General features: G+C 60.5%; 19 protein-coding genes. 6 read left to right on the top strand and 13 right to left on the bottom strand.

Annotated elements, in window-relative coordinates; genetic code table 11:
* Positions 1 to 35 precede the first annotated feature (35 nt).
* From AC2TEL_RS12885 to AC2TEL_RS12825, 13 genes are all read right to left on the bottom strand, one after another.
* Positions 36 to 701, bottom strand: coding sequence for a D-lyxose/D-mannose family sugar isomerase (locus AC2TEL_RS12885; RefSeq protein ID WP_480842049.1), 666 nt, complete (start codon positions 699 to 701; stop codon positions 36 to 38).
* A 16-nt stretch (positions 702 to 717) separates the two neighbouring features.
* On the bottom strand, positions 718 to 1,644 hold the full coding sequence (locus tag AC2TEL_RS12880) for a carbohydrate kinase family protein (RefSeq protein ID WP_480904298.1): 927 nt from the start codon (positions 1,642 to 1,644) through the stop codon (positions 718 to 720).
* A 41-nt stretch (positions 1,645 to 1,685) separates the two neighbouring features.
* On the bottom strand, positions 1,686 to 2,690 hold the full coding sequence (locus AC2TEL_RS12875) for a glucokinase (RefSeq protein ID WP_480862449.1): 1,005 nt from the start codon (positions 2,688 to 2,690) through the stop codon (positions 1,686 to 1,688).
* A gap of 130 nt (positions 2,691 to 2,820) precedes the next feature.
* Positions 2,821 to 4,737: a beta-galactosidase gene (locus tag AC2TEL_RS12870; RefSeq protein WP_480862447.1), complete on the bottom strand. Its 1,917-nt coding sequence runs from the start codon at positions 4,735 to 4,737 to the stop codon at positions 2,821 to 2,823.
* Complete coding sequence (locus AC2TEL_RS12865; protein ID WP_480862445.1) at positions 4,734 to 5,594, bottom strand: SMP-30/gluconolactonase/LRE family protein; 861 nt, start codon at positions 5,592 to 5,594, stop codon at positions 4,734 to 4,736. The genes AC2TEL_RS12870 and AC2TEL_RS12865 overlap by 4 nt, the downstream gene beginning before the upstream one ends.
* On the bottom strand, positions 5,591 to 6,196 hold the full coding sequence (locus tag AC2TEL_RS12860) for a 2-dehydro-3-deoxy-6-phosphogalactonate aldolase (protein ID WP_480862443.1): 606 nt from the start codon (positions 6,194 to 6,196) through the stop codon (positions 5,591 to 5,593). Before AC2TEL_RS12860 ends, AC2TEL_RS12865 begins: the two co-directional genes overlap by 4 nt.
* Complete coding sequence (locus tag AC2TEL_RS12855) at positions 6,193 to 7,086, bottom strand: 2-dehydro-3-deoxygalactonokinase (protein ID WP_480842037.1); 894 nt, start codon at positions 7,084 to 7,086, stop codon at positions 6,193 to 6,195. Before AC2TEL_RS12855 ends, AC2TEL_RS12860 begins: the two co-directional genes overlap by 4 nt.
* Before the next feature lie 4 nt (positions 7,087 to 7,090).
* The gene (locus tag AC2TEL_RS12850; protein WP_480862441.1) at positions 7,091 to 7,858 is read right to left on the bottom strand and encodes an SDR family NAD(P)-dependent oxidoreductase; all 768 of its coding nucleotides are present in this window, start codon (positions 7,856 to 7,858) and stop codon (positions 7,091 to 7,093) included.
* A complete protein-coding gene (locus AC2TEL_RS12845) occupies positions 7,858 to 9,564 on the bottom strand; it encodes an IlvD/Edd family dehydratase (RefSeq protein ID WP_480862439.1) in 1,707 nt (568 codons plus the stop codon). The genes AC2TEL_RS12850 and AC2TEL_RS12845 overlap by 1 nt, the downstream gene beginning before the upstream one ends.
* Before the next feature lie 57 nt (positions 9,565 to 9,621).
* A complete protein-coding gene (gene melA, locus AC2TEL_RS12840; RefSeq protein ID WP_480842031.1) occupies positions 9,622 to 10,962 on the bottom strand; it encodes an alpha-galactosidase in 1,341 nt (446 codons plus the stop codon).
* Positions 10,963 to 10,984: 22 nt separating this feature from the next.
* Positions 10,985 to 11,833, bottom strand: a complete 849-nt coding sequence (locus AC2TEL_RS12835) for a carbohydrate ABC transporter permease (RefSeq protein ID WP_299948950.1) — start codon at positions 11,831 to 11,833, stop codon at positions 10,985 to 10,987.
* A gap of 1 nt (position 11,834) precedes the next feature.
* Positions 11,835 to 12,761 (bottom strand): carbohydrate ABC transporter permease, encoded by a 927-nt coding sequence (locus AC2TEL_RS12830; protein WP_480842029.1) that lies wholly within the window; start codon positions 12,759 to 12,761, stop codon positions 11,835 to 11,837.
* Between the two features lie 93 nt (positions 12,762 to 12,854).
* Positions 12,855 to 14,114, bottom strand: a complete 1,260-nt coding sequence (locus AC2TEL_RS12825; protein WP_480862437.1) for an ABC transporter substrate-binding protein — start codon at positions 14,112 to 14,114, stop codon at positions 12,855 to 12,857.
* Between the two features lie 141 nt (positions 14,115 to 14,255).
* Here AC2TEL_RS12825 and AC2TEL_RS12820 point away from each other — a divergent pair, with 141 nt between their 5' ends.
* The 6 genes from AC2TEL_RS12820 (at position 14,256) to AC2TEL_RS12795 (ending at position 20,450) form a co-directional block, all read left to right on the top strand.
* Complete coding sequence (locus AC2TEL_RS12820; protein ID WP_480842025.1) at positions 14,256 to 15,062, top strand: IclR family transcriptional regulator; 807 nt, start codon at positions 14,256 to 14,258, stop codon at positions 15,060 to 15,062.
* A complete protein-coding gene (locus AC2TEL_RS12815; protein ID WP_480862435.1) occupies positions 15,059 to 16,117 on the top strand; it encodes an ABC transporter ATP-binding protein in 1,059 nt (352 codons plus the stop codon). Before AC2TEL_RS12820 ends, AC2TEL_RS12815 begins: the two co-directional genes overlap by 4 nt.
* A gap of 158 nt (positions 16,118 to 16,275) precedes the next feature.
* Positions 16,276 to 17,235 carry a dihydrodipicolinate synthase family protein gene (locus AC2TEL_RS12810; protein WP_480904295.1) on the top strand — a complete coding sequence of 320 codons (960 nt, stop codon included), beginning with the start codon at positions 16,276 to 16,278 and terminating at the stop codon, positions 17,233 to 17,235.
* Positions 17,226 to 18,158, top strand: coding sequence for a 4-hydroxyproline epimerase (locus AC2TEL_RS12805; RefSeq protein ID WP_480862433.1), 933 nt, complete (start codon positions 17,226 to 17,228; stop codon positions 18,156 to 18,158). Before AC2TEL_RS12810 ends, AC2TEL_RS12805 begins: the two co-directional genes overlap by 10 nt.
* Entirely contained in the window at positions 18,155 to 19,393 is a 1,239-nt protein-coding gene (locus AC2TEL_RS12800) for an NAD(P)/FAD-dependent oxidoreductase (RefSeq protein WP_480862465.1), read from the top strand. The genes AC2TEL_RS12805 and AC2TEL_RS12800 overlap by 4 nt, the downstream gene beginning before the upstream one ends.
* Before the next feature lie 10 nt (positions 19,394 to 19,403).
* Positions 19,404 to 20,450, top strand: a complete 1,047-nt coding sequence (locus AC2TEL_RS12795; protein WP_480842254.1) for a trans-3-hydroxy-L-proline dehydratase — start codon at positions 19,404 to 19,406, stop codon at positions 20,448 to 20,450.
* Positions 20,451 to 20,452 lie beyond the last annotated feature (2 nt).

The following is a 20,452-nucleotide window of genomic DNA, read 5'->3' as shown; positions in this document are numbered from 1 at the left end:
GAGGGGCAGACTGGGCGTCGGACAGAGCGGCTTGTCTAATAATCCGCAACCAGCAGGAAATCGGGTTCGGCATCTTCCTCGATGGTTGCAAAGCGGGGGATCGGATCTTCGAACACGTTGTCGGTGCGGTCGTCGTTGACGGTCGAGACCTCGCCGATCAGGCAATCCCCCTGTTCGGCCCAGAAAGCGTGCCAGATACCGGGCATCAGGGTTACGCTTTGCCCCGGTTTCAGGCGCAGATGCTCGCCCGGCTGGATCGTGATCGGGCACCCGTCGCTGGGCACCACGACCGGCGTTTCGCGGTCAATGCCGCCTTCGGCGTCCGAGGCATAGATCTCCATCACCAGATCACCACCACCCCGATTGATGATGTCCTCAGCCTTGAGGATGTGGCGATGCATCGGAGACAGCTGCTTTTCGCGCGAGATCAGCAGCTTTTCGGCATACAGCATCCCGCGGCCCTGGGTCAGGTCGTTCACGTCGCCATTGCGCAGGGTAAAGAGGAACAGGCCAAGCTCATCAAACCGGCCCTGACCGTAATCGGTAATATCCCAACCCAACCCGCGTTCGCGGATACCCGCAGCCTGCGCACCGCGCATCTGTTCGGGAGACCAGTCGGCAAAGGGCGGCAGAACGGCGCCGAACGAGCGGATGAAGGCCTGCGCCTCGGTCTTAATGCGGTTGATGTCGGAACGTTTCATGGGTGTCTCGTCGATATCAAAGTTCATGTGCCCAGGGCGGGTTCGCTCCGGCGCGGGACACGGTAATTGCAGCCACTTCGGCGCCTTTGGCCAACGCCGATCGCAGGCTTTCCGGCGGCAGAGCGCGCAGGGCGGATTTGTTCAGGTGACCCGCCCGGTCGAGTTCGGCCAAAACACCCGCGTTGAAAGTATCGCCTGCCCCGACAGTGTCGACAACCTGAACCGGTTTGACGGGAACCGAGACCTGGGTGCCGTCCGCCAGATAGCCGGTCGCACCATCGCCGCCACGTGTGATGATTACCACCGCGGGGCCAGCCTGCAACAACAGAGGGACCTTTTCCGCAAGGCTCTCAGGTCCCGGTATGATCCAGTCCAGATCCTCATCCGATACCTTGACGATGTCACATTGCGCGATCATTCGGTTCAGCCGGGTGCGATAGCGGGTCTGGTCCTTGATGAAGCCGGGGCGGATATTCGGATCCATCATCACGGCGCGATCTGCGCCATGGCCTTCCAGCAATGCCGCGTAGGCATCGGCGCAGGGTTCGCAGGCGAGGCTGATGCCCCCGAAATAGAGCGCGCTGGCGGTTGGTAGTTGCTTTGGCATATCCTCGGGGCGCAACATCCGGCCGGCCGAGTTGTCGTCGACAAAACTATAGGAGGCGTGGCCGTCTTCCAGTTGTACAAACGCCAATGTCGTGGGACGATCCGACCGGATCAGATGGGTCGTGTCCACATGGCTGGCCTGCAACGCATCAGCCAGTTGTTTTCCGAACATGTCCGTCGAAAGGCCCGTCAGCATACCGGCGGGTGCGCTCAGACGACCCAAGGCGATGGCAGTATTAAAAACCGCACCGCCGGAATGGGGCACAAATCCTTCGGCGCCGGAAACCGTAGGCTCGGCAATCATGTCGATCAGGGCTTCTCCGCAGCACAGGATCATTCACGTTTCCTTCTTTGACGGCTGGGTTCTAAACCATTTGTTCAGTGCGCGAGCGCATTTTTGCAGAAATTGTTAGCGCCAACAATGCCGAATTCGTCCTGTTCGGAAACATACAGGTTCATGGATTGACGCAAGGCGTCAAAGCGACCGCCCGCGTTGAATGCGCGCAGAAAATCCTGCCCAAACAGCCAGCGGTTTTTCTCTGCCACGCCACCCACGAGGAAGACACCGCCTGTGGGCACCAGCGCCACAGAAAGATCACCCATGATGGCGCCCAGATGCTCGGTGAAGATTCGTGCGGTTTTGACGGCGCAAGGATCTGATCCGTCACACGCGCCCTGCAGTATGTCCTTGGCGGACCGGACCGGAGTATTGCCTTGCCCTTCCGCCATGCCCACTGCCTGATACAGAACCGGCAAACCTGTTCCGCTCAGAAACATCTCGGCTTCAAGCGTCAGGCTGTCGCCAAAGAAACAGTCCGGTGCGATCCGGCGGGCGGCATCGAATACATCGACTTCATCACGGTGGCGGGGCGAGATGCCCATATGGCCGCCTTCGCCTGACACTGTGTGGAAGTGCCCCTCGGAATAGAGCAGTGCGCCGACCCCCAGTCCTGTTCCGGGGCCCACCACCAGCCGTGTTCCCGTCGGAGGGGTCGCGGCGCCTTGCAGAACTTCGACATCCGCGCCCGTAATCTCGGCCACGGACCAGGCGGCGGCGGTGAAGTCGTTGATTACGTAAGTGTGCTTGGACCCGGTGGCGCGGGCAAGCTCGTCCTCGGACAGGTCGAGGTGCGCGTTGGTCAGACGGATGCGGCCGTCCTTGACCGGCCCGGCGCCGGCGGCCACCACGGCCAGAGGGGCAGTACCTATTTCATCGCGCAGGGCGTGCAACGCTTCGAGCAGTTCGGCCAGTGTCCCGGTCGGGTGTTTGCGCAAATCGGTGAGGACACCGTTCGTGACAACGCCGAGCCGCGTGTTGGTCCCGCCGATATCGGCGACAAGGTTCCAATGTGTATGAGCGCTGGGTTGGCTGGTATTGGGCAATGTCGGTGATCCCGGTTTGCTTCTGGTTTCGATACTTGGTCCGCCATCATTTTGCAAAATCGGACCGAGACCTGCCAGAGGCCCCTAGCAGGTTATGTTAGCGGTATCAAACTTTTTGAGCAGCCCCGAGTCAGGGAGTGTCCGGACCCGAGGTGTTGAACACAACGCCGCAGCCCGGCACCAGTGTTCCGTTCCACTCAACGGGTTCAGCATTATAGTTCACCAGCACCTCATGGCGCGCGGTTTCGCGTCTTCGGAGACCCGGCGGCATCGGGTGCAGGGTCAGACCAGTTTGTTCTGCAGCCATGGCCACCAACCGATCCCACAGCACATCATCCGGGAAACCGGCGAGATACCATTGCCCGTCGCCCCCCTTTAGCGCCGGAGTGCCATCATCAAAGCTCAGCAGATCAGCGGCGGAGCCGGACAGCCGTTCCACCCAATGTGCCGCCGCGCCGCCGCCCGCAACGGGACGTTCGGAACCGGGCGGCAATGTCTCGATCAGATCTATGGAGCAATCCAGCGAGGGCAGGCCCGGGCGGCCCTGCGGGGGGATCTGGAAGTCACGCGAAATTGCGCCTGTGCGTGGGCCGAGAACGGCAAGGGCGCAGCCCTCGGTCAGGTTTTTGATCGCAGTGTCGTCCAATGTGGCCAGACCCGGTGCAACGATCACCTTGTAGCGCCCGCTCGGAATATCCGACGCCGAAACAATATCCACCGACAAGCCCGCGCGCCGCAGGGCTCGGTACGCCGAGAACACCAGCCGGAAGTAATCGAACCCCGCGCCCTGAGGTTGCGTTGCCCAAGCCCAGTCCGAGGGATAGTCGAACAGGATCGCCGCCTGTGCCTGACAAGGTTCGATGTCACCCAAACCGGCAAGTTCTTCGGCCGTCTGGCGCGCTTCGGCCAGACCGGGGGCATCGTGTCCTGATGGGGTTTGCAGCCCCGCGTGCATCTGCTCTTGCCCGAACGGGGCTTGCCGCCATCGGAAATAGCTGACCACTTCGGCCCCATGGGCCACCGCCTCCAACGACCACAGCCGGACCATGCCGGGCAGTGGCGCCGGGTTGTAGGGAGCCCAGTTCACCGGGCCGGGCTGCTGCTCCATCACCCACCAGCGACCGCGACCAACCGCGCGATAGAGGTCATGGTGAAAGGCCTGCATGTCCGGGTCGCCCTGTTGCAGAAAGGCGGCCTTGTGGTCGGCGTCGGCCTCGAGCCGGTCAGACAGGAACCCGATGGGATAGCTGTCCCATGTGGCGATATCCAGATCCTGACCGAGTTTGAAGTGATCGAAATCCAGCACCCGTCCCATGTAGTTGTGCAAGAGCGGTGCGTCGGTCAGGGGCCGCAGCACGTCAACCTGCGCCTTGTTGAACGCCACCATCTGATCCGAGCTGAACCGGCGGAAGGCGAGCACGTGCGCAGGGTTGGGCTCGGTCACGGTTAGGTTGGGCAGGTCGATCTGGTCGAAACTGTCATATTCCATCGACCAGAACACGTTGCCCCATGCTTCGTTGAGTGCCGCGATCGAGGTGTACTGCGCTTCCAGCCAGGCCCGAAAAGCCTGCCGGGCAGGCGGGCTGTAGCTGAGCACCGTATCGTGACAACCATATTCATTGTCGATCTGCCAGGCTGCGACATGCGGGTTACGCCCGTACCGCTCGCCCAAGATCCGGGCGATGCGGGTGCATTCGCTGATATACCCCTGATGGCTAGAGCAATAATGGCGCCGCGAACCGAACTTCCGCAGGTTGCCCTGCGCGTCAACGGCCAGCATGTCGGGATTTTTGTCCACGATCCAGCGCGGTGGCGTCGCCGTGGGCGTGCCCAGAACCACCTTGAGACCCGCGTTGCCCAGGGTCTCAACTGCTCGGTCGAGCCAATCCAAACGCAGATCACCGGATGAGGGTTCCATCCGGCCCCATGCGAATTCACCGATGCGGACCCATGTCAGCCCGGTTTCGACCATGCGGGCGGCATCCTTGGCCCACATCGCCTCGGGCCAGTGTTCGGGATAGTAGCAGACGCCAAGTTCTGGGGTCATAGAAGGACCCGTGGTTCGGGCTGACCGCGACCCGCGTCCGGTGCGGCGAAGGTCATTCCGTTGGTGGGTTCCGTTTCGACCGTGTCTGCATCCAGTCCTTCGCGTGCCGTTGTGCAAAAGAGCGTCGTCAGATCGTCACCGCCAAAGGCAGGGCACGAGGTATGTCTTGCGGGAAAGGCCACGGCTTGCAGGAACCGGCCCGCGGAGTCATATGCCGCCACGCGTGAGGCGCCCCATTGCGCGATCCAGATGTTGCCGACGCAGTCCACGACGGCTCCATCCGGGTTCAACCCGTCTGCGCGCAGGTCCAGAAACACCGACGGATCGCCCTCGGGCCAGCCGGTGTCGGGGTTCAAGGACCATCGCATGACCTGCTGCGTCACGGTATCGGCATAATAGACGCAGGATTTGTCCGGCGCGAAACAGATCGCGTTCGAGATCGTCACATCCGGTACAAGACGGCGTAAATCGCCACGCGAATACCGATAGATCGCCCCGGCACCCGGCTCGGCGTTTTTGCCCATGGTTCCGATCCAGAAACCGCCCCAGGGATCGGCGCGCCCGTCATTCGAGCGTGTGACAGGGTTGTCGGCTTCGAGCGGCGCGACCAGTTCTTTCTGACCGTCTTGCAGGCGAAACCGCCACACCCCGGTTTCCGAGGCAATCAGCAGCGTCGCGCGATCTACCCAGCCGGCGGCTGAGACGTGTTCATCGAAGGTCCAGCTCTGCGGTTCTCCGTTTTCGCGTGTCATCAGGCGCTTGCCGATGATGTCGAACCAGAACAATTGCCGTCTGGCGGGGTGCCACAGCGGGCCTTCGCCCAGTTCGCAGGGGCGGTCATCGTGAATCTGGGTCATGCGATTGCCTTGTCATAGGCTGAAACGATCTGACGGGCGCGTTCGGCGATGTCCTTCACTGTCATGCCGGGTTTGTAAAGTGCCGAGCCGATACCGAACCCATCCGCACTGGCCTTGATCCAAGTGCCGAAGTTGTCAGTGCCCGCACCGCCCACGGCGAAGACTTGCGTGCCGGAAGGCAGAACCGCCCGCAGCGCGGACAGCCCCTGAGGTCCGGCCATCGAGCCGGGAAACAGCTTGAGACCGGTGGCGCCGGCCTGCAATGCGGCGAAAGCTTCCGTTGGCGTGAAGATACCGGGCCAGCTTTCCAGGCCCCGCGCGACCGAACGCCCGATCACCTCGGCGTCGCAATTCGGTGAAACGATGAGTTTACCGCCCACGTCCGCCACTGTATCGACCTGATCCGCAGTCAAAACGGTGCCGGCCCCGATCAGGGCGCGATCCCCGAATTCCACGGCCATGATGCCGATGCTCTCAAATGGTTCGGGTGAATTCAGCGGAACTTCGATCCGGTCTATCCCGGCTTTGATCAGGGCCTGCGCAACGGGTGCAGCCTCGGTCGGGGTCAGGCCGCGCAGAATGGCGATGATGGGGCGGCTCATGCAGTTTGCCTCGTCAGGTTGCGGGCCATTGTCAGGCCGGCCAAAGTGGATTGTGTGGCATTTGCCGTTTCGACAAATGCGCCCTGATTTTGCAGGGCTTTGACATAGATTTCGGACAGACCTTCCGTGCCGACAACAGCGATCTGCTGCCCCAGCCAATATGGGCGCGAGGCTGCAAGCTCTGCGCCGATCAGCAGTCCGGATAGACGCGCCCGCGCGACGCCGCCGTCCTGCGCATGCAGCAAATCCGCGGCGCGCAACCCGAACAGGCGCGCGGCCAACTGTTCCGGTTTCGACAAGGCATCCTCGACGGACTCGGCGAAGGCGGTGTCATCCCAGCCGTCGCCGACCGAATGGCGCAGCACCGATTGGCAGCGAAGCAAGTCGAACATTTCGCCCGTCATGAAGGTGCGGAAGCTGACCACCTCGGCGGCGCTGACCTGCACCCATTTCGTATGCGTGCCGGGCAGGCAGATCACACCGTCCCAGTTTGCGCGCGTTGACAGGAATCCGGCGATCTGGGTTTCTTCGCCGCGCATGACGTCCGGTGGCGTGTTCTGTTTCAAACCGGGCACCACGAAGGCGCGGATTCGGGGATCGGTATTTGGTACCCGGATCGGAGCGCCGGGCAACGGGGCCGAAGGCACCGCCGAATAGGGCGCTTCGACCCAACCCTGCCGTGCACCGACCATGCCACAGGCGATGACGTCGACCGGGGCGTCACCCAGCCAATGTTCGATGAGCGCAAGTAGCGTATCCTGAAACTCATCCTTGGCCACGCGGGACATGCCCTGATCTGATTGCGCCGTATCCAGAACCGCATCGCCCTGCATGGCCCAGGCCCGCAAGTGAGACGTTCCCCAATCAACAGCGATCCATTCCGTCTTCATAGCCTCACCCCGATACCACGACGCCGCCATCGACGGCCATGCACTGCCCGGTCATGGCCCGGCTGGCCTCGGACGCCAGAAACAAGGTTGGCGCAACCATGTCTTCGGGCGTCAGATGGTCCTTGAGGCATTGGCGGTCCAGATGCGCGGCCAAATCTTCGGGCGTGGCCCACATATCCAGTTGTTTCTGCGTTAGCACCCAACCGGGGGCGAGCGCGTTGACGCGAATTTTCTGCGGCCCCAGTTCACGCGCCAGCGATCGCGTCATGCCGGTGATCCCGGCATTCGATGTGGTGTAAATCGGATAGCCCGCGTTGCCCATGATGTAGCTGATCGAACTGAAATTGACGATCGCCCCACCATTGCCCTGCATCTGACGGGCGGCTTCCTGGCAGGCAAAATAATAGGCTTTGAGGTTCACCTCGATCATCCAGTCCCAGAACTCGGTTGTGGTTTCCTCAAGCGAGTGGCGCTTGTCGTTGGCCGCATTGTTGACCAATACGTTCAGAGGGCCGTGCGCCTCGGCGGCCTTTGCCATTGTGGCGTGCAACAATTCGGTATCGGTCATGTCGCCCTGCAGGAACAAGGGCGCGCGGCCGTGCTTTTCCCGCATCTCTTCGACAAATCCGCTGGCGTCTGAGCGACCGATAAAGGCGACATTGGCGCCTTGGGCCAGAAAGCCATCCGTCAGTGCAGCGCCGACGCCCGAGCCGCCGCCGGTGATATAGACCGAGGCGCCGTTCAAGTCGTGAAATGTGGCGGGTTGATCCATCAGTGGCTCTCTCTGGTCACAAGGCGGGTGTCTTTGCCGACGAGGAAATCGAGGTCCGCCCCCTGATCCGCCTGCAGGACGTGGTCGATGTAGAGTTTCGCGTAGCCGCGCGTGTAGGGCGGATCATCCGGCTGCCAGGCGGCACGGCGGGCATCCAGTTCGTTTTCGTCGACGAGCAGCTCAAGCTCGCCCTTGCTGGCTGAAACGCGAATACGGTCGCCGGTTTTCACTAACGCGAGAGGGCCGCCCGCCTGTGCCTCGGGGCTGACATGCAGGATGACGGTGCCATAAGCGGTGCCGGACATGCGGGCGTCGGATATGCGGATCATGTCGCGCACGCCTTCTTTCACCAGCTTGGCCGGGATCGGCATGTTGCCGACCTCGGGCATGCCGGGATAGCCCCTGGGGCCGCAGCCCTTGAGCACGAGCATGGTCTCGGGTGTCACCGGCAGATCGTCACGATCAATATTGGCTTTCAGGTCTTCGATGTTTTCGAAAACATAGGCCTCGGCTTCGGTTTCCAGCAGCGTATCCGTCGCGGCCGAGGGTTTCACGATGGCCCCGTTCGGCGCGAGATTGCCGCGCAGCACGCGCAGACCGGCGGCGGGTTTCACCGGATCGTCGAACCCGTGGATCACATCACGGTTGTAGCATTCCGCACCTTCGTAATGGGCCGAGATATCCTTGTTGAGAACGGTTTTGGCAGGGCGGAGGAAGGGCTTCAATTCTGAAAGCACGACCGGCATGCCGCCTGCGTAGCAGAAATCTTCCATCAGGTACTTGCCGGACGGCATGCAATTCACCAGCAGCGGGATGTCCGAGCCGATTTCAATGTCCTTAAGTGTCAGGTCAACCCCCACGCGCCCCGCAAGCGCGAGAAGGTGGACGACCGCATTGGTCGAACCGCCAACGGCGGCGTTGGCGAGAATGGCGTTTTCAAACGCTTCTCTGGATAGAATGTCGGAAGGTTTCAGATCTTCATCCACCATCTCGACAATCCGTTTGCCGGTCAGATGCGCCAGCGCCATGCGGCGGGCGTCGACAGCGGGCAGGGCGGCGTTCGTGGGCAGGCTCATGCCCATCGCCTCGACCAGCGAGGCCATTGTCGAAGCCGTGCCCATGGTCATGCACACCCCGGCGCTGCGGGACATGCCGGATTCGGCGTTCATGAAGTCCTGCAGGGTCATTTCTCCGGCACGGACCGCCTCGGAAAACTTCCAGACATCTGTGCCCGAACCGATATCCTGACCTCGATATTTCCCGTTCAGCATCGGGCCGGAACTGACGACAATAGACGGAAGGTCGACCGAGGCGGCGCCCATCAGCTGACCGGGTGTGGTCTTGTCACACCCGCCCAGAAGTACAACGCCATCGATCCCGTAGGCGCGGATCGATTCCTCGACATCCATCGCGAGCAGGTTGCGGAACAGCATGGCGGTTGGCTTCATTTGCGTCTCGCCCAGCGACATGACCGGGAATTCGACCGGGAAGCCTCCGGCCTCCCAGACGCCGCGTTTGACACCCTCGGCCAAATCGCGCAGGCCCGAGTTGCAGGGGGTCAGTTCGGACCAGGTGTTGCAGATGCCGATAATGGGACGCCCGTCAAAGGCGTGGTCGGGGAAGCCCTGGTTCTTCATCCACGAGCGGTGGATGAAGCCGTCTTTGTCCAGTTTGCCATACCAGTTATGAGAGCGGCGTTTGGTCATTTCTGTCGTTGCTTTTCCGGTTGGGTCGAGAATTGAGTATTTTTGAAAAGATGAAGATCAGGCGGCGCGTGCAGGTCGGCACCAATCAGGCAGCCAGTCGGAATGCGCGGTCAGCAGGTCGTTGACAAGGCTTCGGATCTGCCGAAGGTCGAGCTCGGCGGCTGTGTGCGGGTCCATCATGGCGGCGTGATAGATGTGTTCGGGGTTCTGCTCAACCAATGCCCGAACGGTCAGTTCGTGCACGTTGATCTGGGTGCGCATCAGTGCGATCAGTTGAGGCGGGATATCGGTAACAACTGATGGCTGCACGCCGTTCGAATCCACAAGGCATGGGGTTTCAACCGCAGCGCCGAGGGGTAATTGCGGAATCTGACCGGTGTTGGGCAGATTGCCATAGGCTGCATATGGCGCGTCGGTAACGATCGCATTCATCAGGTCCGCGGCAAATTCATGGCTGCGGATCACCGCGATGTCGCGCCCGTCCGTCAGGGTCTTGGCCTGTTCCTTCCAGTTTGCGACCTGTTCCTGGCAACGGGTCGGATACTCGTCCAGTGGGATGCTGAACTGCTCGATCAGGTCCTGCCGACCGTCTTTGATGAACCACGGGACATACTCCGCCAAATGCTCGGAACTTTCGGTGCAGAAATAACCCAGATGGTCCATCACCTCGTAGCGTACCTTGTTGGGACAGCGGGCGTGAAGCAGCGGCGGTTTGGGGAGACGACCGCTGGCGTATCCCTGACGCAGAGCCGGATAGAGGTCGCGGCCCTGATGTTCCAATCTGAGGAAGAAGGCGACGTGGTTCACGCCTGCAACTTTGTGCCGGAGCTCGTCTTTAGGCAGGTCCAGATCATGGGCCAGTTCTTCGACCGTGTTCTGGACCGAGTGGCAGAGACCTACGTGTTTCAGCGCCGGAAAACGCTCGGCCAGCGCCCAGGTGTTGATCGCCATCGGGTTGACGTATTGCAGCAGCGTCGCGTCGGGGCAGAGCTGCATCATGTCCCTTGCGACGTCCCACAGAACAGGAACCGTGCGCAGGCCGCGCATGATGCCACCCACGCCCAGCGTGTCGGCAATCGTCTGGCGTAATCCGTATTGTTTGGGGATTTCGAAATCCGTCACCGTGCAGGGTTTGAATCCGCCGATCTGGAACGCGGTGATCACGAAATCGGCCCCGTCCAGCGCTGCACGGCGATCCGTGTGGGTGGAGACGGTCGCACCTGCTCCGACGGATCGGATCATCGCCTTGGCGACGGCTTCGCTTTCGGCCAGACGCAGCGGATCGATATCCATCAGCGCAAAGTGGCTGTCTGCGAGCGCAGGGGTCAGCAGCGCGTCGCCCACGATGTTCTGCATGAAGATCGTGGAACCCGCACCAATAAAGGTGATCTTTGTCATGAGGCAAACCTCTGGTTTGACGTTATTTTACGGCACCGAGGGTCAGACCCGCGATGAAGTGTTTCTGCATGAGGAAGAACATGGCCACCGGCGGCAAGGCCGCGACGATGGAGCCGGCACTCATCAACTGATAGGCGGCCCGGAATTGGGCATTGAAACTTGTGATCCCTGCGGTGACAGGCTGGCTTTCCGCGCCCTGGGTCAGCACGACGGCCCAGAAATAATCGTTCCAGATAAAAGTGAAGATCAGCACGCTGAGCGCGGCGATGGCGGGTTTCATCAGCGGCAGCACCACGTACCAGAAGATGCGCCATTCGCTGATACCCTCGACCCGCGCGGCCTCGATCAGTTCAAACGGCAGGGCGCGGATGAAGTTGCGCATGAACAGCGTGCAGAACCCGGTCTGGAAGGCGATGTGGAACAGGACCAGACCGGTTTTGGTGTTGTAGAGGCCCAGTTGCAGGGTCAGGTCGCGGACCGGAACCATCAGGATCTGGAAGGGCACGAAATTGCCCGCGACAAACATGAAGAAGATCCAGAGGTTCGATTTGAACTTGTAGATTCCCAGTGCGAACCCGGTCATGCAGCTGAGCGCGACGGCACCGATCACCGTGGGGACAGTGATCAGGAACGAGTTCAGCAGGTAACGCGGCATGTCCGAGTTGAAGAACACCTGCCCGTAGTTGAACGCGCCTTCGAAGCTGGACGGCATGCCCCAATAGTTTGCGTTGGTGAAGTCCGCAGCCGGTTTGACCGAGAAGAGCGCGACGGCCAGAAGCGGCCCGAGCCACAGCAGCAAGGCCAGCGGCAGCATGGCCTGATAGGTGATCTGCGCCGCGCGGGGCTGTTTTTCGATGGGTTTGGGAAACATCTCAGTGCCCCTTCTCTTCGCGATACATCGACCACAGGAAATAGGCGATGAAGCAGAGCATGATCAGGAACAGGACGACCGCGATGGCGGCACCATATCCCATGCGGAAGCCATATTCAGAGAGCGCGACCTCGAACATGTAATAGGCCAGCACGCGGGATGAACCGAACGGGCCGCCCTGGGTCATGATCGAGATCAGGTCGAAAGACCGAAGCGCGCCGATAATGGTCACGACAAAGGCGATGAAGGTCGCCGGGCGCAGTTGCGGCAGGATGATATGCCACAGCATGCGCCAGCCTTTTGCGCCGTCCAGACGTCCGGCCTCGATCTGTTCCGGGTCCACGGCATTCAGGCCGGTCAGGTACAGGATCATGCAATAGGCCGTTTGCGGCCAGAGGCCGGCAAAGATGATGCCATAGGTGACGAACCGCTCGTCACCCAGGACATTCAGCGGGCCGAGGCCGAACAGGCTCAGGAATTCATTCAGCAGGCCGAAGGTTGGATCGTAGAACCATGTGAAAACAAGGCCAACGACCACCTGCGAGATCACAAACGGGAAGAAAAACAGCGACTTGTACAGCCGGATGCCCCAAACGGTCTGGTTCAGGAACAGGGCGATAAACAAACCCGCAGGGATCGCCAGTAGGTACAGGATCAGCCAGATCAGGTTGTTCTTGAGCGAGACGTAGAAAGCGTCCCGGTCGACCCATTCCCAATAAAGGTCTTCGTAGTTGCGAAAGCCGACATATTCGGCCGCCCCCAGCCCGTCCCATTCATAAAGCGACAGGTTGAAGGATTCGAACACCGGGAGGATCACATAGACCATGAAGAACAGCAGGCCCGGCGCCAGAAACAGCCAGGGCGCAATGCGCTGTTGGTTTCTGTGGAACCAGCTTTCCTGTTCGGGGATGTCGACGGCAACGGTCATGACAAATCTCTGGTTTGTGGGGCAGGGCGGGCTGACACCCACCCTGCGTTTGGGTTGCGTTCAGGCCGGTCGCTACCCCGGCCCGAACTGCGATCAGTTGTCGTAAATGCGCTGACGAGCGCGTTCCAGCTTGGCCAGAATCCGGTCGGCATTGTCCGGCTTGACCATGAATTCCTGGAAGCCCTCCATCGAGACCTTGGCCATTTCCGCAGGCGCATCACGGTCCCAGAATTGGGCAACGCCACCGGGGCTGTTGGACGACAACATCTCAAAGCCTTGCTGTAGGAATTTGTCGTTATCGACTGACGATTGTGCATTCACCGGCAACTGACCAAGGTTCGCACCATTGTTGATCTCGGTCTGTTCATCGGGTGAGGCTACAAAGCGCAGGAACTCGCGTGCCGCTTCCTTGTTCGACGCGTTGGCCGGGATATGGAAGGTGTCGGTTGGCGCGTCTTCGGCCAGTTCGACATCGGGGTTGATGGCAACGAACTGATAGAAATCCAGTTGGTCGTCGGTCAGTCCTGCCTCACGCAGCGGTGCCACAGCGAAATTGCCCATCAGGTAGGCCGCTGCCTCGCCATTGACCATGAAGGGCAGGGCCTCTTGCCAGCTATAGGTCTGGTGGTTGTCGATGAACGCGCCCATGTCGATCAGCTGCTTCCAGTTGGCGAAGGTCTGCTTGACCCGGTCGTCTTCCCAGCTAACCTCGCCATTTGCGAGTTGCTGATGGAAGTCGAAGCCGTTGGTGCGCATGTTCAGGTAGTCGAACCAGCCACCCGCGGTCCACAGGAACTTGGTGCCGATGGTATAGCAGGCGCGACCGGAATCGATGATCTTCTGGCAGTTTGCCAGCTCTTCTTCCCAGGTGGTCGGCTCGCTCAGGCCCAGTTCGTCAAAGATGTCTTTGCGATAGTAAACACCCCACTGGTAATAGGTGTAGGGCACACCCCACTGTTTGCCATCGATGGTCATCGCGCCTTTGGTCGAGGCCAGATTGTCGGCAATTTCAGGCTCGGCCCACAGGTCCGACACATCTTCGAACAGGCCCGCCTCGACATAGGGCTTCATCCGGTTCGCGGCGTACCATGTTGCAACGTCTGGCGTGTCCGCGGTCAGGAAGTTTCGGATCTGCGTTTTATACGCCTCGCGGTCGATCACCGTGGTTTCAATTTCCAGACCCGGATGCTGTTCCGCGAACCGCGCGATCATCGCTTCCATCGTCGCTCGCGGTGCGGGGTTCGACGTGTCGAGAAAGATCCGCAACTCACCGGTGAGTTCGGCTGATGCCGGAGCAGCAATTGCCACACTGGCAGCCAACGCCGCCGCCGTGCGCTTGAACATGGAATGCATGGTTTCCTCCCTTAGCTTCCATTTAGAGGTTCCAAATAGTGAAACCAAGTTTTATATATTGAAAACTACACATCGAATCGGTTAGCGTTGTCAAGACCCTCGCAGCGGTGCTGTGGGGAAAGTGGAGGAGGTCAGGCACCCGTGGCTGGTGACGGAACAATAGGCAAAGCATGCAACGTGCTTGAACAGGTCGCAGCGTTTCAACGCCCGGTGCGTTTTGCGGAATTGCTGGACAGCAGCGATTTTCCCAAGGCGTCGCTGTATCGGTTTCTGCAATCCCTGACCAATCAGGGAATGTTGTCTTATGACCCTGACAGGCAGACTTATGCTCCGGGGCTGCGGCTGGTCCGTCTGGCTCACGCGGCCTGGACGCAAAGTTCGCTGGCGCCCATTGCGCGGCCATTTCTGGATGCGCTGAGCCGCGAGACCGGAGAGACCGTGCATCTCGCGCAGCTTGATTCCAGTCAGGTTCTCTATGTCGACAAGCGGAACGCGGCGCAGCCGATCGAGATGTATTCGCAGGCTGGCAAGGTGGGCCCGGCCTATTGCACCGGCGTTGGCAAGGCGATGCTGGCGTTCCTCGATGAGAATGCTCTGAACAAGGCGATGTCACAGCAGAGCTTTCATCGCTTTACCGACAAGACACTTACGACCGAGGCGGCCCTGCGGGCCGATCTCGACCTGATCCGCAGCCGGGGATACGCCATCGATGACGAAGAACACGAACCCGGCATCATTTGCATCGCCTGTCCGATCCTGACATCGGGCGGACGGATGCTGGGGGCAATTTCAGTGACCGGTTCCACCGGGCGTATGGATTTTGACCAATTGGAGGCCTGGATTCCTCGTGTACGGCACGTGGCGGATCAAATCGGGGCCGAAGCACAGGCATGGCGGTTCCCCGAGAGCCGGCAAATGGCCAGTAACGACAGGATGCAAGCGACATGACGGGAGTAAATCTGAACCGGGCGATCAAACGGTATGGCCAGACGCAGGTCATTCACGGCATTGATCTGCAGATCGAAGACGGCGAATTCTGCGTATTTGTCGGCCCATCGGGATGCGGTAAGTCAACACTGCTGCGGATGATAGCCGGGCTTGAGGAGACGTCCGAGGGCGAGATCCACATAGGCCCGCGCGACGTCACCCATATGGACCCGGCCAAACGTGGCGTGGCAATGGTTTTCCAAACCTACGCCTTATACCCGCATATGACCGTGGCCGAGAACATGGGCTTTGGTCTGCGCATGAACGGTGTGGCCAAAGGCGAGATTGACAAGAAAGTTCAGGAAGCGTCGAACATCCTGAAGCTGGACCAGTATCTCAAGCGCAAACCAAAGGCCCTGTCGGGCGGGCAACGTCAGCGTGTTGCGATAGGCCGTGCCATCGTGCGCGGCCCCGAAGTGTTCCTGTTTGACGAACCTCTGTCCAACCTTGACGCCGAACTGCGCGTGGAAATGCGGGTCGAGATCGCGCGGTTGCACAACGAAATCGGCGCGACGATGATTTACGTGACCCATGACCAGGTCGAGGCGATGACCATGGCGGACAAGATCGTAGTGCTGCGTGATGGGCGCATCGAGCAGGTCGGCGCGCCGATGGACCTGTATCGCGATCCGGACAACCGCTTTGTGGCAGGTTTTATCGGGTCTCCGGCGATGAACTTCCTCGAATGCGACGTCGTGGACGGTCTTGTCCGGCACCCTGCACTGACGGACTCTGTTCCGGTTACCAATACGGTGCCATCGGACGCGACCAAGGTGACATTGGGCATCCGCCCGGAACACATCCAGATCGATCGCGCTGCGGATACGTGTACTGTCGATCTGACCGAGGCGCTGGGTGGTGTGTCTTATTCCTATCTGCTGACACCAAACGGCGACAAGCTGATCGTGGAAGAGCGGGATGATCAGCGCAGCAAGCAGGGCGAGAAGATCGGAATCTCGGTCCGCCCGGAACGCGCGATGCTGTTCGATCCGGATACCGGGCTAAGGCTGCGATAAGCGCAAAGACCTGAGCGGAGTTAGACGCGGCGTCCGACAAAGGGCGCCGCCTTTTTCTTTGCCAGGTGAATCTTGTGGATTTTGTATCCAATATCCGATATGGCGAGTCGAAATACGTGAACTGCGTATGCGCAACTGCCCCTCAAAGGATGAATTTCATGCAATCAGATGTATTTACCGGCACCATGCCCGCACTCATGACCCCGTGCACGCCAGCCCGGACACCGGATTTCGATGCGCTGGTGCGCAAGGGTAAGGAGATGATCGAGGCCGGCATGTCTGCCGTAGTCTATTGCGGCTCGATGGGCGATTGGCCCTTGCTGACGGACCAGCAACGCATGGAAGGGGTCGAGCGCCTGATCGATGCGGGCTTGCCGGTGGTGGTCGGCACCGGTGCAATAAACTCGAAATCCGCAGTGGCCCATGCCGCGCATGCGCAGAAGATCGGAGCGGCAGGACTGATGGTGATCCCACGTGTCTTGTCGCGGGGGACGTCGCCGATTGCGCAGAAAAACCACTTCAAGGCCATTCTGTCCGCAGCGCCGGATGTACCCGCAATCATCTATAACAGCCCGTATTACGGGTTTGCCACGAAGGCTGATTTGTTTTTTGCCTTGCGGGCCGAGCATCTGAATCTGGTGGGCTTCAAGGAGTTCGGTGGCAAGGACGATCTGCGCTACGCGGCGGAAAACATCACCAGTCAGGACGATCAGGTCACGCTGATGGTCGGCGTCGATACCGAAGTCTACCACGGTTTCGTCAATTGCGGCGCAACAGGTTCGATCACCGGAATCGGAACCGCTCTGCCGCGCGAAGCATTGTTGCTGGCTGCCCTGTCGCAAAAGGCTGCCGAAGGTCATGCCGAAGCGCGCCAGCGCGCACAGGAACTGACCGAAGCCTTTCACGTTCTGTCCAGTTTTGACGAAGGGCCGGATCTGGTTCTCTATTACAAACACCTGCTGGTCTTAAACGGCGAACCCGAATACCGTCTGCATTTCAATGAAACTGACGAGCTGACCGATGCGCAGCGCAACTATTGCGAGCAACAATATGATCTGTTCCGCAAATGGTTCGACGACTGGTCGAAGCAGGGTGGAGTGATCGCTGAATGCATGTGATCGACAGCCATACCGGAGGAGAACCCACGCGGGTGATCCTGGACGGCGCGCCCGACCTGGGATCTGGTCCGCTGACCGAGCGCGCCCGCCGGTTGGCGACAGAGCACAAGGAGTTTTATCGCTCGATCATGCTGGAGCCGCGCGGTCAGCCGGCAATGGTGGCAGCATTGCTGGTCGAGCCGGTGGACCCGACATGTGCGACCGGCGTGATTTATTTTGACGTGGATGCGGTGCTGGGCATGTGCGGTCACGGGACCATCGGATTGGCAGTAACGCTGGCGCATCTGGGACGGATCGATGTTGGTAGCCATCGGATCGAAACGCCGGCAGGGGTGGTCACAATCGAATTGCACGATGCCAACACGGTGACAGTCACGAATATCGAAAGTCGCCGGGTTCACGGCGCGGCCACGCTCGATGTGCCCGGGATCGGCGTGGTGACCGGAGACGTCGCCTATGGCGGCAATTGGTTTTTCATCGTCGATCCCAGCCCCATCCCGGTCGAGCCCGCAAATATTCGTCAGTTGTCCGACACAGCGATTGCAATTCGTAAGGCCTCGATCGCGCAGGGGCTTGGCGGTGAGAAAGCCGAGCCGATCGATCACGTCATCTTTCAGGGCGCATCACAAAATGAAGGCGTGCACGGCCGAAACTTTGTGCTTTGCCCGGATGATGCCTATGACCGGTCCCCATGCGGGACGGGCAGTTCCGCGCGTCTGGCCTGTTTGGCGGCCGAAGGCAAATTGGCGCCCGGAGAAGAGATTGTGCAGGAAAGCGTGATCGGCAGTTCCTACCGCCTGTCCTATCAGCCGGGGCCGGGCGGGGGCGTCATCCCTTCGATTACCGGGAAAGCCTTCGTGATGGCTGAGGCGCGGTTGATTTTTGCCCCTGATGATCCGTTCAAAGGGGGCATTGAACCCTGATGCAGCAGGTCATTGTCATTGGGGCCGGCGTCATCGGGATCAGCGCAGCGCTTGAGCTGCAACGGCTGGGCCATTCAGTCCGTGTGTTTGATCGCGCGGGCGTGGCGGCGGAGACCTCGGCTGGCAATGCTGGGGCATTTGCCTTTTCCGAGGTCGAGCCGCTGGCGACACCGGGCATAATGCGCAAGGCTCCGAAATGGTTGCTGGACCCGCTGGGGCCGTTGTCGATCCCGCCGGCTTACGCATTTCAGATCGCCCCGTGGATGTACCGGTTCTGGCGCGCCAGCCGCCCGGATCGCTACCAAAGCCTGTTGGGCGCGCAGGCCAGCCTGATGGAACTGTCCAGCATCGCACTGACCCGTCAGATCGCTTCGGTCGATGGCGAGGCCCTGATGCAGCGCGACGGCCAGATGCAGCTTTATGAAAGCGAAGCGGAATTTCGCGCCAGCCTGCCCACATGGGAGTTGCGCCGCCGTCATGGGATCGATTTCGAGTTGTTGGAAAGCCGCGAGGCCATTGCCGAAAAGCAACCGGGCCTGAGCCCGCGCTTTACGCATGCGGGGTTCACGCCCAATTGGATGAATACCGTCGATCCAAAAACATGGGTTGAGCATCTGGCACGGGCATTTCGCGACCGCGGAGGTCAGATTGAGCTGCAGGAGGTGCTGGGCCTTGCACCAACCTCGAAAGGTGTTCGGTTGGCTTGTGCGAATGGCACGGTCGATGCGGGCAAGGTTGTGTTGTCGGCGGGCGCTTGGTCGCATCATCTGGCGCGAACCCTCGGCGATCACATTCCGCTCGAGACAGAACGCGGATATAATACAACCCTGCCCGAGGGGGCGTTCGATCTGCGGATGCATCTGACCTTTTCAAGGCATGGCTTTGTAGCCAGCCGTATCAATGGTGGTGTTAGGGTTGGGGGTGCGGTCGAGCTGGGTGGGCTGAAGCTGCCGCCGAATTATGAACGGGCTGATACGCTTCTGAGAAAGGCGCAGCGGTTCCTGCCGGGTTTGAAGACCGAAGGCGGTACCCAGTGGATGGGTTTTCGCCCGTCGCTGCCGGACAGTATTCCGGTAATCGGCGCGTCCCCAAATTCGCCGAACGTCATATACGCGTTCGGGCATGGCCATCTGGGTCTGACGCAATCGGCCGGAACGGCCGAGATGGTGGGGGCGATGATTGGCGGGCAAGAGCCACCAATTTCATCTGACCCCTTCTCTGCAACACGGTTCTGAAAGGGTAATGATGCGCAGCAGCAAGACCATTCACGTCATTTCTGCCCATGCCGAGGGCGAGGTTGGGGATGTAATCGTCGGCGGTGTGGTGCCGCCACCGGGCGACACGCTGTGGGATCAGCGCGCCTTTATCGCCCGCGATCAGACCCTGCGCAACTTTGTGCTGAACGAACCGCGCGGGGGCGTGTTTCGGCATGTAAACCTGCTGGTGCCGCCCAAGAACCCCGAAGCGGACGCCGCCTTTATCATCATGGAGCCCGAAGACACGCCACCGATGTCCGGGTCAAACTCGATCTGTGTGTCGACCGTACTGCTGGATGGTGGCATTATCCCGATGCAGGAGCCGGAAACCCGAATGACGCTTGAGGCGCCGGGCGGTCTGGTCCGGGTTCGGGCCGAATGCCGCAATGGCAAGGCCGAGCGCATTTTTGTGCAGAACCTGCCCAGTTTTGCCGACAAGATCGCTGTTCCGCTCGAGGTGCCGGGTGTGGGGACGCTGACAGTCGACACGGCCTATGGCGGGGACAGTTTTGTTGTTGTCGATGCATCTGCGTTGGGCTTTGACATCGTCGAAGCCGAGGCCCACGATATTGCCCGTCTGGGCGTCGCGATCACTGATGCCGCGAATGACCAGCTGGGGTTTTCTCACCCTGACACTCCGGATTGGGATCATATCTCGTTCTGTGCGTTTTGCGGACCTTTGGAAAAGACGGCAACCGGCCTGCGCGGAAAATCTGCGGTGGCGATCCAGCCGGGAAAGGTTGACAGATCCCCGACCGGAACCGCGGTGTCGGCGCGCATGGCGCTGATGGCGGCAAAAGGAGAGATGCAGATCGGACAGAGTTTCGAGGCGGTTTCGATCATCGGCTCGCGGTTCACGGGCCGAATTATGCAGGCCACGCGCATCGGCGATCGCAACGCGATCGTCCCTGAAATCTCCGGCCGGGGCTGGATCACCGGACTGCATCAGCACATGCTGGACCCGGACGACCCCTGGCCTGGCGGTTACCGCCTGAGCGACACTTGGGGGGCCGGTTCGCCCCCGGAAAGCGGGTAATC

Source organism: Ruegeria sp. HKCCD9138 (assembly GCF_057220975.1).
This window is presented reverse-complemented; position numbering and strand designations above follow the sequence as displayed.